Consider the following 12,094-nt stretch of genomic DNA (forward strand, 5'->3'; position numbering starts at 1 on the left):
GAGGACTTAACCTAATAAAATAAGTGAACGCTGGCTAAATACGCCACATCGTGTGGCAACGCCTGCATGACCCACATCCTGTGGGCCCTTGTCTACCCGTTATCTAGTTTTGAGAGAACACCTCTCAGAAAGCCAAAGGCAAGGAAACTCGGCTAAAGGCCCTCACATCCTGTGAGGAACGCCCAGTACCTTCGTCCTGAAGGCACATAGTTTGGTGGCGATAGCGAAGAGGTCACACCCGTTCCCATGCCGAACACGGAAGTTAAGCTCTTCAGCGCCGATGGTAGTTGGGGGCTTCCCCCTGTGAGAGTAGGACGCCGCCAAGCTGTTTATATTATCGCGGGGTGGAGCAGTTCGGTAGCTCGTCGGGCTCATAACCCGAAGGTCGCAGGTTCAAATCCTGCCCCCGCAACCAAATATAATTTGCATACAATCCAATAAAAAATGGTCCGGTAGTTCAGTTGGTTAGAATGCCTGCCTGTCACGCAGGAGGTCGCGGGTTCGAGTCCCGTCCGGACCGCCATGTTGCACACAAACGAAATCTTCGAGGTTTTCGTTTTTTTTTATGTCTTTTTTCAGGTCAATGCTGAAAGCTTGGCTTCAGCCGAGCTTTCGTTGCTTACAGGAAGAGAAAGCACTCGGCTTTCCTCCTGACAGGATGTGAGGCCGAGTTTCTTTATTCCTTGGATAATTGGTGAGAATTCGATAAACTAATGATAGTGTTTTGATTGGTTGCAACAGCAAAGGAGCAAATGATCTTATGGACGAATTTGAATTGATTCAAAGGATTACGCCCCGTTCGCTTTCTCACCAGGAAATAGAAATCGGTATTGGAGACGATGCCGCTGTTTATCATACGAAGAACGGTTATCAGGAAATCGTGGCAGTCGATACGATGGTCGACGGTATTCATTTTTTATCATCCCATTCATCGCCTGCCGATATCGGATATAAAGCATTAGCTGTGAATATTAGCGATATTGCCGCAATGGGAGGCCGACCCAAGTATTATCTTGTGTCAATCGCCGTTCCTTCCGGCTGGCGCGCGACGGATATTGAAGCCATGTATGAAGAAATGAATAAACTGGCGACACTATATCAAATGGATTTAATCGGCGGTGACACTGTATCTGCCAACGGACCGCTCGTTTTGACCGTAACAGCAATCGGTGAGATTGAAAAGGGCAGATCTTGTTTAAGGAGCCATGGCGAGCCCGGGGATGTCGTTTTTGTGACGGGAGAACTTGGCTCATCTGCTGCTGGTCTGTCTTTTATATTGGGCCAAGCACAGGTGAAAGACGATATGCAGTCTCAATATTATATTGAGCGGCACAAGAGGCCTGAGCCGAGGGTGGAAGCAGGTTTGATCTGTTCCCGCTATCATCATGTGGCACTTAATGATATCAGCGACGGGCTTGCCAGCGAATTAAATGAAATTGCCGAAGCGAGTCGTGTTTCCATTGACATATATAAAGAGATGATTCCGGTCCATTCGGATTTACATACATTGAACACAAAATGGGAAGAGTGGGTCCTTTTCGGCGGCGAGGATTTTGAACTCGTCGGTACGATTTCTAATGATCAATGGGAACGTTTTAGTCAGGAATGCTCCGAGCATGATGTGCCGGTTTATCAAATCGGCCGCGTCACAAAACAAGGACAGGCGGAAGTGTTTTATCATGACGGACAGGACCGCGTTCTTCTCGAGAAAAAAGGATATAACCATTTTAAACAAGACAGGTGACAAGTAAAGTGAAAACGTTAGAGTGGAAAACGACAGAGCCTGAAGAGACAAAAAACATTGCCAGACTGGCAGCAAAGTATGTTCAGCCCGGTGATGTCATCACATTGGAGGGCGATCTAGGAGCAGGCAAAACGACTTTTACGAAAGGGTTTGCCGAAGGGCTCGGCATCAAGCGGGTTGTCAGCAGCCCGACTTTTACCATCATCAAAGAATACCGTGACGGCTCTCTTCCGCTGTTTCATATGGATGTGTACAGGATGGAAGATGAGACGGAAGATCTCGGATTAGATGAATATTTTGAGGGAGACGGGGTCTGCCTTGTGGAATGGGCGCATTTGATTGAAGAGCAGCTTCCGCAAGAACGCCTTGAGGTGGTCATTAAGCGGCTTGGTGATGACGAGCGAAAGCTGACATTTACCCCTAAAGGAAGCCGCTACGAAAATCTTTGCGAGGAGATCAGCAAACATGACGATACTTGCGATTGATACATCCAATTTAACGCTCGGAGTGGCATTAATCAAAGACGGAAAAATGATAGCCGAGCATATATCCCACTTAAAGAAAAACCATTCGGTCAGAGCCATGCCGGCAATCGACGAACTCCTTAAAGAGTGCGGTTTAGAGCCTAATGATCTGACCCAAATTGCAGTTGCCAAAGGCCCGGGTTCATATACAGGCGTGCGGATCGGCGTGACGATTGCCAAAACGCTTGCATGGTCATTAAATATTCCGATTAAAACCGTTTCAAGCCTTGAAGTGCTGGCGGCAAACGGCCGTTTTTTCCAAGGCTTGATTTGTCCGCTGTTTGATGCCAGGCGCGGTCAGGTTTATACGGGACTGTACCAGTATAGGGACGGCAAACTGCATGAATTGGAAGAGGACCAAAACATTCTGCTTGAAGATTGGCTTAAAAAGCTGAAAGCCATGGATCAGCAAGTCCTTTTCATAGGAAGTGACACAGAGATTCACCAGGAAATGATCGAACAGATTCTCGGTGAACAAGCGGTTATTGCAGGCCCTGCCCTGCAGCTTCCAAGACCTTCAGAATTGGCTTTAATCGGAGAACTTAAAGAGGACGAGCCAGTGCACAGCATTGTTCCAAACTATATTCGTCTGGCCGAAGCCGAGGCCGTCTGGCTTGAAAAACAAAAGTGAACGGGTGAAGCCATGAACACGCAAATGGTCATACGCGATATGAATCCAAAGGATTTGGACCAGGTTTTTGAAATTGAAAAAAGCTCTTTTTCTTCTCCGTGGAAAAAAGAATCTTTTCATCATGAGCTTTTTCACAATATGTATGCACATTACCTCGTTCTCGAAGTTGAGGAGCAAGTCGTCGGCTACTGCGGGATTTGGATCGTGATGGATGACGCCCAGATCACCAACATTGCCGTTTCACCTGCATACCGGGGCCGCCGTTTCGGAGAAGCTCTTTTGAAAGCCGCCATGAAGCTTTGCCGGATGAAAAGAGCGGTTCAGCTTTCTTTAGAGGTGAGGGTATCGAATCATATTGCACAGAGCTTATACAAAAAGCTTGGTTTTGAGCCGGGAGGAATTCGCAAAAATTACTATACCGATAATGGGGAAGATGCATTATTAATGTGGGTGAGACTAAATGAATCATAAAAAAGATCTGTATATATTAGGAATCGAAACAAGCTGTGATGAGACTGCCGCCGCGATTGTCAAAAACGGGACGGACATCGTCTCAAATGTCGTAGCGTCGCAAATCGAGAGTCATAAACGGTTTGGGGGCGTCGTTCCCGAGATCGCATCAAGGCATCACGTGGAACAGATCACGATCGTGCTTGAGGAAGCCTTTGCACAAGCGGACATGACGTTTGATGACATTGATGCCATTGCAGTAACGGAAGGACCGGGGCTTGTCGGCGCTTTATTGATCGGCGTGAATGCTGCGAAAGCGCTCAGTTTTGCCCGGGGCATACCGCTCGTAGGCGTGCATCACATTGCCGGTCATATCTATGCCAACAGGCTTGTTCAGGACATTCAATTTCCGGCGATTGCCCTTGTCGTCTCAGGCGGTCACACCGAACTCGTGTATATGAAAGAGCACGGCTCATTTGAAGTAATCGGAGAGACGCTCGACGATGCTGCAGGCGAAGCCTATGACAAAGTGGCGAGAACGATGGGACTCCCTTATCCGGGAGGACCTCACATTGACAAACTTGCGCAAAAAGGCGAAGCAAATGTGCCGCTGCCGCGCGCATGGCTTGAGGAAGGCTCTTATCATTTCAGCTTCAGCGGATTGAAGTCAGCAGTCATCAACACGCTTCACAACGCTTCACAAAAAGGGGAAACGATAGCTCCGGAGGATTTGTCAGCCAGCTTTCAGGAAAGCGTCATTGATGTCCTCGTGACAAAAACGGAACGCGCTGCGAAAGCTTATGGCGTCAAACAGGTGCTGCTCGCCGGAGGAGTTGCTGCAAACAAAGGGCTGAGAGCGGCGCTCGAAAAAACGTTCAGCAGCCATCCGGAAATCGAGCTTTTGATCCCGCCGCTCTCGCTATGTACGGACAATGCCGCCATGATTGCCGCCGCAGGTACAGTTGCTTTTGAAAAAGGAATCAGGGGAAAATACGATATGAACGGTCAGCCTGGCTTAGATTTGACGTCTTATTGAAACCTCACGTTTTGTGAGGTTTTTTTGCCCCCGGAAAAGTTATTAACAGGTTATTAACATATATCCACAGCCTTGTGCATAATGTCAAAAACCTTAATTTACAGAGCCTTTTTACCTGTTAATAATGTGCATAAATATTATGTTTTTTGTGGATATTGTGGGTAAATCGCTTTCTTTCTTTTAAATAAAGGATTTTATTTGTGGACAAAAAAACCGCTCCGGCTTGGAGCGGTTCATCCTTTATTCATTTGTAGAAAGTGTTTCCCATTCGGATAACAGTTGTTCGAGCTCCTCATTCAGCCGTTCATTTTCAGAATGGATTTCCTGGACCTTCTCGTGGTCTTGGAAGACGTCGGGTTCACACAGGAGCTCTTCATTCTTTTCGATCTGTTCTTCAATGGCCGTAATTCTAGTTTCGATTTCTTCAATCCTGCGCTGCCGCTGGCGTTCTTTTCTTTTCAGCTCTTTTTCTTCTTCATAGCTCTTTTTTGTGCCCGGTTTTTCGGAAGCGTTTTTCTGGCGCTCTTCCGTCTGTTTTTCTAGTTCTTTCAGTTCAAGCTGCTCCGCTTTTTTTTCTGTGTAATAATCGTAGTCGCCTAAATATTCTTCTGCTTTATCCCGGGAAAGCTCCAGTACTTTTGTCGCGATCCGGTTGATAAAATAGCGGTCATGGGACACAAATAATATCGTTCCCGGGTAATCGATTAAAGCGTTCTCCAAGACTTCCTTACTGTCCAGGTCGAGATGGTTTGTCGGCTCATCAAGGATAAGGAAGTTCGCTTTTTGCAGCATCAGCTTTGCGAGGGCAAGCCTGGCTTTTTCGCCTCCGCTTAACGCGTGTACAGGTTTTAATACATCTTCTCCCGAGAACAAGAAGTTGCCGAGGCAGGTCCGGATATCCTTTTCATTCATCTCCGGATATTCGTCCCAAAGCTCGTCAAGCACGCGTTTTGACGACGTCAATTCAGCCTGCTCCTGGTCATAGTATCCGATTGAGACATGGGAGCCCGTCGCGATTGTTCCCGACACCGGCTTTAGCTTTTGAATCAATGCTTTCAAAAGGGTTGACTTGCCGATTCCGTTCGGCCCGACTAGCGCAACGCTTTCCCCGCGGGTAATGCGAAAATCCAATGAACGGAGAAGCGGGGGCTGCTCCTGATAGCTTACCGTCAGGTCTTCCACTCGCAGTACATCGTTTCCGCTTTGCCTAGTAATTTCAAAGCGGAATGACGCCGATTTTTCATCTCCAAGCGGTTTGTCCATGATCTCCATCCGTTCAAGCTGCTTTCGTCTGCTCTGCGCCCGTTTCGTCGTCGAAGCTCTTGCCAGGTTCCGGTCGACGAACTCCTGCAGTTTGGCGATTTCGTCCTGCTGCTTTTCGTAAAGCTTTGTTTCCCTTTCCAGCTGCTCGGCTTTTAATTGGAGATAAGAGCTGTAGTTCCCGATATATTTTTTGCTTTGTGCCCGGGTAATCTCGTAAACTTGGGTAACCACTTTGTCAAGAAAGTACCTGTCATGGGAAACGATTAAAATCGCTCCGCTGTAGTTTTGCAAATATTGTTCAAGCCATGTCAGGGTATCGATATCCAAGTGGTTTGTCGGTTCGTCCAAGATGAGGAGGTCCGGTTTTGTCAAAAGCATTTTTCCGAGGGCAAGCCTTGTTTTTTGACCTCCGCTTAAGTCCTGAACGCGGACGGAGTCATCAAATCCCGCAAAGCCGAGCCCGTGCATAACGGATCTGACTTCTGCTTCATATTGGTAGCCGCCTTTGTCCTTGAACTCCTGCTGAAGCCTGTCATACGTCTTCATCAATGATTCAAGCTTGTCCGGTTCGGCTTGCGCCATCTTTTCCTCGATCGCGCGCATTTCTTTTTCCATTTTTTTTAGAAAATCAAATACCGACAGCAATTCCTCTTTAAGCGTCAGCTTGGAATCGAGGCCGGAATGCTGGTCAAGGTAGCCCATCGTCAAATCCTTCGGCTTGATGATGTCCCCCTTTTCATATGAAAGCTTTCCTGCGATAATCTTTAGAAGAGTCGATTTTCCGGCGCCGTTGCGTCCGACGATCGCAATCCGGTCCCGAGATCTGACTTCGAGTTTTATATGCGTTAAAATCGTATCGGCTCCAAACGATTTTGAAAGCTGGTTCACTTGTAAAATCATCATGATCTTTCACCTCTTGTCTGCTATTTTAAGTGTAGCCTATCACCGCGCAGTCAGCAAACAATTAAGTGAAGTCTGGAAGATTTTAGCCAAAGAAAAAGACAGAACGAAAAAAATAGTGTATGATCGTTATAAGGAGAGTTAAGAACATGAATGAGTTTACACATTTTAATGAACAAGGCAGAGCCAAGATGGTTGATATAAGCGAAAAGGAAGCTTCAGTGCGCACAGCTGCGGCTGTTTCAAGCGTGTCCATGAATCGAAAAGTACATGAAAAAATCAAAAACCGGGAAATCGGAAAAGGCGATGTATTGGCGGTGGCGCAAGTGGCCGGAATCATGGCCGCAAAACAGACATCCGCCATCATCCCGATGTGCCATCCGATCGCTCTGAAAGGAGTCGACATCGCCTTTCACTGGGAGGAGAAAGAACAGAAGAGCATCCTGCATATTCAATCTAAAGTCAAGACCAAAGGGAGCACAGGTGTGGAAATGGAAGCGTTAACTTCCGCCTCCGTATGTGCGCTGACCGTATATGACATGTGCAAAGCGGCGGATAAGGGAATGGTGATAGGACCGACCTTTCTTCTCGAAAAGACAGGCGGGAAAAACGGTGACTATAAAAGGGAAAAAGCTGATGTAGACATGGAGGATTAGTTTATGAACATGGATCATTCAAAAATTCCGCAAGCGACAGCGAAACGGCTGCCATTATACTATCGTTTTTTAAAAAACCTTCATGCATCCGGAAAACAGCGTGTATCTTCTGCTGAGCTGAGCGATGCCGTCAAAGTCGATTCCGCGACCATCCGCAGGGATTTCTCGTACTTCGGCGCGCTCGGAAAAAAAGGATACGGCTACAATGTCAATTATTTGCTGTCCTTTTTCAGAAAGACGCTTGATCAGGATGAAATGACGAACGTAACGCTCATTGGCGTGGGGAATTTGGGGACAGCCTTTCTCCATTACAATTTTATCAAAAACAATAATACAAAAATCGCCATGGCGTTTGACATCAATGAGGAAAAAATCGGAACCGAGGTCGGCGGCGTTCCCGTCTATGACCTGAATAGGCTTGAAGAGCATATGACGGATGATATCCCCGTCGCCATTTTGACGGTTCCAGCTCAAGCCGCACAGTCGATTACAGACAGGCTGGTGGCGCTTGGCATTAAAGGCATTCTTAATTTTACGCCGGCCCGCTTGAATGTGCCGGAACACATTCGCATTCATCATATAGATTTGGCGGTTGAACTTCAGTCGCTGGTGTATTTTCTGAAACATTATTCAATGCAGGAAAAGTAAAACGGAAAGCGAAAAATAAAGGAAAGGGGGCAGGCTTTATGCCAATCGGTCCTGGAAGCTTTATTTTAATCGTCGTGGTGGCGCTATTGATATTCGGCCCGAAGAAACTTCCCGAGCTGGGAAGAGCGGCTGGAAACACGCTGCGGGAGTTTAAAAATGCGACAAAAGGTTTGGCTGACGACGATTCCGATAAAAAGAAAGAAGATCAGTAGGATAGGATGACATTTATGAAGGGAAAAGAAATGTCGCTGATAGAACATATTACAGAACTACGCAGACGGCTTGTGATCACTTTTTTCTTTTTTGTTTTATTTGTTGCGGCAGGCTTTTTTTTGGCAAAGCCGCTGATTATCTATCTGCAGCAGACGGATGAAGCGAAGCTGCTGACGCTTAACGCGTTTAAGCTGACCGATCCTTTATTTGTGTACGTGCAGTTTGCGTTCATCATCGGTGCCGTCTTGACTTCGCCGCTTGTTTTATACCAGATGTGGGCTTTCATTAGCCCGGGGCTGTATGAAAAAGAACGAAAAGTGACGCTTAGCTATATTCCGGTATCGATCATTCTTTTTTTAGGCGGCATTGCCTTTTCTTACTTTATTTTATTTCCGTTTGTCGTGGACTTTATGACGAGAGTCTCAGATGATCTGAATGTCAACCAGGTCATCGGAATTCACGAATATTTTCAGTTTCTGCTTCAGTTGACGCTTCCTTTTGGCTTATTGTTTCAGATGCCTGTGGTCATCATGTTTATTACAAGGCTCGGGCTCGTGACGCCGATGTTTTTGGCGAAAATCAGAAAATACGCATATTTTGTGTTGTTCGTTATCGCGGCGCTCATTACACCGCCTGAGCTTTTGTCGCATTTAATGGTCTCTGTGCCATTGCTCATTCTTTATGAAATCAGTATCGTGATTTCAAGAATATCCTACAGGCAGGCGCAAAAAACAATGATTCAAGAGGAAAATCAAGCGTTTTTGAACGACCATACAAAATAAGAGCCATTCTTTTTTCAGAATGGCTCTTTTCCTTCACATAAAAGGCTATTGATCTTTTCGCTTCATCCTGCCGGCCATGGCGAACATTTTAAAGGAAATGCTGATATTATAGGCTGCGAAAAGCATCAGCAGGATCGTATAAAAAGACCACATGTTTCCGGGCGAGGTTGCCGCCAGATACGTAAACAGCACACCCGTTAAAAAATAAATCACTCCCCAGAATTTAGGGCTTCTCATCATAGAAATCCTCCAATAATCATTTGCATTTTCTCGACGTGTTCCAAATATTTTTCAATAGGCTCCCGGAATGTCTGCAGCAAGACGACGAAAGTATTCATGGCGACATGGGCGAAAATGGGCACGATAATCCGGTTGGTTCTGACATATAAAAAAGCGAATGTGAATCCCATTGCTGTATAAATGAGCAGATGGCTGAAATCCAAATGGACGACCGAGAAGAGAACCGAACTGAACAAAGCGGCAATGAAAAAATTCGTTTTCTCATAGATTGCACCGAAAATGATCTTTCTGAAAATGATTTCTTCAAGAATCGGACCGAATACAGAAGAGACAAACACCATCAGCGGCAATGCGGTGATGATTTCCATGATTCGCTGCGTATTTTCGGATTCCGGGTTGACCCCGAACAAGTACATTTCGATCGAAGCGGCAATTGACTGCGAAAACAAAGCGAGAAAAACGCCGGCTACCGCCCATCCGATTGACGCTCCAACCGATGCTTTTGGACGGTTGCGAAGCGTCGTCTTCGGCACCGTCCGCAAAATCAGCAGCACGATGACGAGACAGAGGGTAAACGCGATAACAGACCAGACGCCCGTCAATGTAAGCTGGGCTTCAGCTTTGGGCTGTCCTTTGCCCACTCCCAAAAAGTAGAGAAGAGGCAAGCCGACAGCGGCCGACAATTGCATGAGAACGTATGCCAATATAATAAACCAGTATTGTTTTCTCAAGCTTTATGTACTCCTTTTCTAAAAATCTAAATCAAACTACGTTTATTGTAACACACTCTTTTTAAATTATAGGATGATAAGGACATGCGGAGAAATGTAAGCGCAAAAAAATTTGACCTTATCACTTGAAATTGCCTGGGAGATTCTTTATTATAAGAATTGTGTTAGCACTCACCGAGTGCGAGTGCTAAAATTACATATGAAAATATTGAGGAGGTTGTTTCATTGTTAAAGCCATTAGGTGATCGCGTTGTCATTGAGCTCGTTGAGTCTGAAGAAAAAACTGCTAGCGGAATCGTACTTCCTGACTCCGCAAAAGAAAAACCACAAGAGGGTAAAGTGGTTGCAGCCGGTTCAGGCCGTGTGTTAGAGAGCGGAGAGCGCGTTGCATTAGAAGTTAAAACAGGCGACCGCATCATCTTCTCAAAATATGCAGGTACCGAAGTGAAATATGAAGGTACTGACTACTTAATCTTGCGTGAAAGCGACATTTTAGCTGTTATCGGCTAAGTCATAAATAAAAACGAGACAATTATATAGGAGGTTCGAATAACATGGCAAAAGATATTAAGTTTAGCGAAGAAGCCCGCCGTTCAATGCTGCGCGGTGTAGATGCATTGGCGGATGCTGTAAAGGTAACTTTGGGACCTAAAGGACGCAACGTCGTTCTTGAGAAAAAATTCGGTTCTCCATTAATCACAAACGACGGTGTAACCATCGCGAAAGAAATCGAGCTTGAAGACGCGTTCGAAAACATGGGCGCAAAGCTTGTTGCTGAAGTTGCGAGCAAAACAAACGATGTTGCCGGTGACGGTACAACAACAGCGACAGTTCTAGCTCAAGCGATGATTCGCGAAGGTCTTAAAAACGTAACTGCCGGCGCTAACCCTGTAGGCGTGCGCAAAGGTATCGAGCAGGCTGTGGCTGTAGCTGTTGAAAGCCTGAAAGAAATCTCTAAACCAATCGAAGGCAAAGAATCAATCGCACAAGTTGCTTCAATCTCCGCTGCTGACGAAGAAGTCGGAAGCCTGATCGCTGAAGCAATGGAGCGCGTCGGCAACGACGGCGTCATCACAATTGAAGAATCCAAGGGATTCACAACAGAGCTTGAAGTGGTTGAAGGTATGCAGTTCGACCGCGGATATGCGTCTCCTTACATGGTGACAGATTCCGATAAGATGGAAGCGGTTCTTGAGAACCCGTACATCTTAGTAACAGACAAAAAAATCACAAACATTCAAGAAATCCTGCCGGTGCTTGAGCAAGTCGTTCAGCAAGGCAAGCCATTGCTTCTGATTGCTGAAGACGTTGAAGGTGAAGCTCTTGCAACATTGGTTGTCAACAAGCTTCGCGGAACATTCAACGCAGTGGCTGTTAAAGCGCCTGGATTCGGCGACCGACGCAAAGCGATGCTCGAAGACATCTCTATCCTGACAGGTGCCGAAGTGATCACAGAAGATTTAGGTCTTGACCTTAAATCAACTCAAATCAACCAATTGGGACGCGCTTCTAAAGTTGTTGTTACAAAAGAAAACACAACAATCGTTGAAGGTGCGGGAGATACAGAGCAAATCGCGGCACGCGTCAACCAAATCCGCGCTCAAGTTGAAGAAACAACTTCTGAGTTCGATAAAGAAAAATTACAAGAGCGCCTTGCTAAGCTTGCAGGCGGTGTAGCTGTCATCAAAGTCGGCGCTGCGACTGAAACAGAATTGAAAGAACGCAAGCTTCGCATTGAAGACGCCCTGAACTCTACTCGCGCTGCGGTAGAAGAAGGAATCGTATCCGGCGGTGGTACAGCTCTTGTCAATGTTTACAATAAAGTAGCTGCCCTTGAAGCTGAAGGCGACGAACTGACTGGTATCAACATCGTTCTTCGCGCTCTTGAAGAACCAATCCGTCAAATCGCACACAACGCGGGTCTTGAAGGATCTGTCATCGTTGAGCGCTTGAAAGGCGAAGCCATTGGTGTAGGCTACAACGCTGCAACAGGCGAATGGGTGAACATGATCGACAAAGGTATCGTTGACCCTACAAAAGTAACACGCTCAGCTCTGCAAAACGCAGCATCTGTAGCGGCTATGTTCCTGACAACTGAAGCAGTTGTTGCCGACAAACCGGAAGAAAACAAAGGCGGCGCAGGAATGCCTGACATGGGCGGAATGGGTGGCATGGGCGGCATGATGTAAGCCCAGCGTCCAAAACGCTGATATATCAAGGAAAAGAGGCTCTTTTGAGAGCCTCTTTTGTTATTTTAACTTGCGATCACATATGCT

Annotated in this window: 14 protein-coding genes, 2 tRNA genes and 2 rRNA genes (1 of these 18 running past the window's edge); 15 read left to right on the forward strand and 3 right to left on the reverse strand. The window is 46.4% G+C overall.

Going from position 1 to position 12,094, the window contains the following annotated elements; genetic code table 11:
* The 9 genes from MKX80_RS03270 to tsaD form a co-directional block, all read left to right on the forward strand.
* Positions 1-14, forward strand: a 23S ribosomal RNA gene (locus tag MKX80_RS03270); it begins 2,916 nt to the left of the window's first position.
* 196 nt (positions 15-210) lie between these two features.
* Positions 211-326 (forward strand): 5S ribosomal RNA (gene rrf, locus MKX80_RS03275).
* Between the two features lie 12 nt (positions 327-338).
* Positions 339-415: transfer RNA gene (locus tag MKX80_RS03280), tRNA-Met, on the forward strand.
* A gap of 31 nt (positions 416-446) precedes the next feature.
* Positions 447-523: transfer RNA gene (locus MKX80_RS03285), tRNA-Asp, on the forward strand.
* Positions 524-760: 237 nt separating this feature from the next.
* The gene (gene thiL, locus MKX80_RS03290) at positions 761-1,744 is read left to right on the forward strand and encodes a thiamine-phosphate kinase (protein ID WP_268299991.1); all 984 of its coding nucleotides are present in this window, start codon (positions 761-763) and stop codon (positions 1,742-1,744) included.
* A gap of 8 nt (positions 1,745-1,752) precedes the next feature.
* Positions 1,753-2,229 (forward strand): tRNA (adenosine(37)-N6)-threonylcarbamoyltransferase complex ATPase subunit type 1 TsaE, encoded by a 477-nt coding sequence (gene tsaE, locus MKX80_RS03295; RefSeq protein WP_154996379.1) that lies wholly within the window; start codon positions 1,753-1,755, stop codon positions 2,227-2,229.
* Entirely contained in the window at positions 2,210-2,899 is a 690-nt protein-coding gene (gene tsaB / locus MKX80_RS03300) for a tRNA (adenosine(37)-N6)-threonylcarbamoyltransferase complex dimerization subunit type 1 TsaB (protein ID WP_154996377.1), read from the forward strand. The genes tsaE and tsaB overlap by 20 nt, the downstream gene beginning before the upstream one ends.
* 12 nt (positions 2,900-2,911) lie before the next feature.
* Positions 2,912-3,370, forward strand: a complete 459-nt coding sequence (gene rimI, locus MKX80_RS03305; protein WP_003179229.1) for a ribosomal protein S18-alanine N-acetyltransferase — start codon at positions 2,912-2,914, stop codon at positions 3,368-3,370.
* Complete coding sequence (gene tsaD / locus MKX80_RS03310; RefSeq protein WP_154996375.1) at positions 3,360-4,385, forward strand: tRNA (adenosine(37)-N6)-threonylcarbamoyltransferase complex transferase subunit TsaD; 1,026 nt, start codon at positions 3,360-3,362, stop codon at positions 4,383-4,385. The genes rimI and tsaD overlap by 11 nt, the downstream gene beginning before the upstream one ends.
* A gap of 240 nt (positions 4,386-4,625) precedes the next feature.
* Here the strand turns inward: tsaD and MKX80_RS03315 are convergent, their stop codons facing one another.
* The gene (locus tag MKX80_RS03315) at positions 4,626-6,551 is read right to left on the reverse strand and encodes an ABC-F family ATP-binding cassette domain-containing protein (protein WP_234112670.1); all 1,926 of its coding nucleotides are present in this window, start codon (positions 6,549-6,551) and stop codon (positions 4,626-4,628) included.
* 146 nt (positions 6,552-6,697) lie between these two features.
* Between MKX80_RS03315 and moaC the strand changes: the two genes are divergently transcribed.
* The 4 genes from moaC to tatC are packed head-to-tail and all read left to right on the forward strand — an operon-like array spanning position 6,698 to position 8,847.
* Positions 6,698-7,204, forward strand: a complete 507-nt coding sequence (moaC, locus tag MKX80_RS03320) for a cyclic pyranopterin monophosphate synthase MoaC (protein ID WP_268333079.1) — start codon at positions 6,698-6,700, stop codon at positions 7,202-7,204.
* A gap of 3 nt (positions 7,205-7,207) precedes the next feature.
* A complete protein-coding gene (locus MKX80_RS03325) occupies positions 7,208-7,852 on the forward strand; it encodes a redox-sensing transcriptional repressor Rex (protein ID WP_154996369.1) in 645 nt (214 codons plus the stop codon).
* 38 nt (positions 7,853-7,890) lie between these two features.
* Positions 7,891-8,064, forward strand: a complete 174-nt coding sequence (locus MKX80_RS03330; RefSeq protein WP_020450330.1) for a twin-arginine translocase TatA/TatE family subunit — start codon at positions 7,891-7,893, stop codon at positions 8,062-8,064.
* A 6-nt stretch (positions 8,065-8,070) separates the two neighbouring features.
* Positions 8,071-8,847, forward strand: a complete 777-nt coding sequence (gene tatC / locus MKX80_RS03335) for a twin-arginine translocase subunit TatC (protein WP_268333078.1) — start codon at positions 8,071-8,073, stop codon at positions 8,845-8,847.
* Between the two features lie 45 nt (positions 8,848-8,892).
* Here the strand turns inward: tatC and MKX80_RS03340 are convergent, their stop codons facing one another.
* On the reverse strand, positions 8,893-9,084 hold the full coding sequence (locus MKX80_RS03340; RefSeq protein ID WP_234113148.1) for a YdiK family protein: 192 nt from the start codon (positions 9,082-9,084) through the stop codon (positions 8,893-8,895).
* A complete protein-coding gene (locus MKX80_RS03345) occupies positions 9,084-9,818 on the reverse strand; it encodes a CPBP family intramembrane glutamic endopeptidase (RefSeq protein ID WP_154996363.1) in 735 nt (244 codons plus the stop codon). The genes MKX80_RS03340 and MKX80_RS03345 overlap by 1 nt, the downstream gene beginning before the upstream one ends.
* 225 nt (positions 9,819-10,043) lie before the next feature.
* On the opposite strand from MKX80_RS03345, the gene groES reads away from it, so the two are divergent.
* Together groES and groL are read left to right on the forward strand one after the other, a co-directional pair.
* Positions 10,044-10,328: a co-chaperone GroES gene (gene groES, locus MKX80_RS03350; protein WP_003179248.1), complete on the forward strand. Its 285-nt coding sequence runs from the start codon at positions 10,044-10,046 to the stop codon at positions 10,326-10,328.
* Positions 10,329-10,372: 44 nt separating this feature from the next.
* Positions 10,373-12,007 carry a chaperonin GroEL gene (groL, locus tag MKX80_RS03355; protein ID WP_020450334.1) on the forward strand — a complete coding sequence of 545 codons (1,635 nt, stop codon included), beginning with the start codon at positions 10,373-10,375 and terminating at the stop codon, positions 12,005-12,007.
* The last annotated feature ends 87 nt before the right edge of the window (positions 12,008-12,094 follow it).

The sequence above is a fragment of the Bacillus sp. FSL K6-0972 genome (genome assembly GCF_037976035.1).
Lineage (GTDB): Bacteria > Bacillota > Bacilli > Bacillales > Bacillaceae > Bacillus > Bacillus haynesii.

Coding starts and splice junctions, on each gene's coding strand:
- thiL (WP_268299991.1), top strand. CDS start 761: ATGGACGAATTTGAATTGATTCAAAGGATTACGCCCCGTTCGCTTTCT.
- tsaB (WP_154996377.1), top strand. CDS start 2,210: ATGACGATACTTGCGATTGATACATCCAATTTAACGCTCGGAGTGGCA.
- rimI (WP_003179229.1), top strand. CDS start 2,912: ATGAACACGCAAATGGTCATACGCGATATGAATCCAAAGGATTTGGAC.
- tsaD (WP_154996375.1), top strand. CDS start 3,360: ATGAATCATAAAAAAGATCTGTATATATTAGGAATCGAAACAAGCTGT.
- MKX80_RS03315 (WP_234112670.1), bottom strand. CDS start 6,551: ATGATGATTTTACAAGTGAACCAGCTTTCAAAATCGTTTGGAGCCGAT.
- moaC (WP_268333079.1), top strand. CDS start 6,698: ATGAATGAGTTTACACATTTTAATGAACAAGGCAGAGCCAAGATGGTT.
- MKX80_RS03325 (WP_154996369.1), top strand. CDS start 7,208: ATGAACATGGATCATTCAAAAATTCCGCAAGCGACAGCGAAACGGCTG.
- MKX80_RS03330 (WP_020450330.1), top strand. CDS start 7,891: ATGCCAATCGGTCCTGGAAGCTTTATTTTAATCGTCGTGGTGGCGCTA.
- tatC (WP_268333078.1), top strand. CDS start 8,071: ATGACATTTATGAAGGGAAAAGAAATGTCGCTGATAGAACATATTACA.
- MKX80_RS03340 (WP_234113148.1), bottom strand. CDS start 9,084: ATGAGAAGCCCTAAATTCTGGGGAGTGATTTATTTTTTAACGGGTGTG.
- groL (WP_020450334.1), top strand. CDS start 10,373: ATGGCAAAAGATATTAAGTTTAGCGAAGAAGCCCGCCGTTCAATGCTG.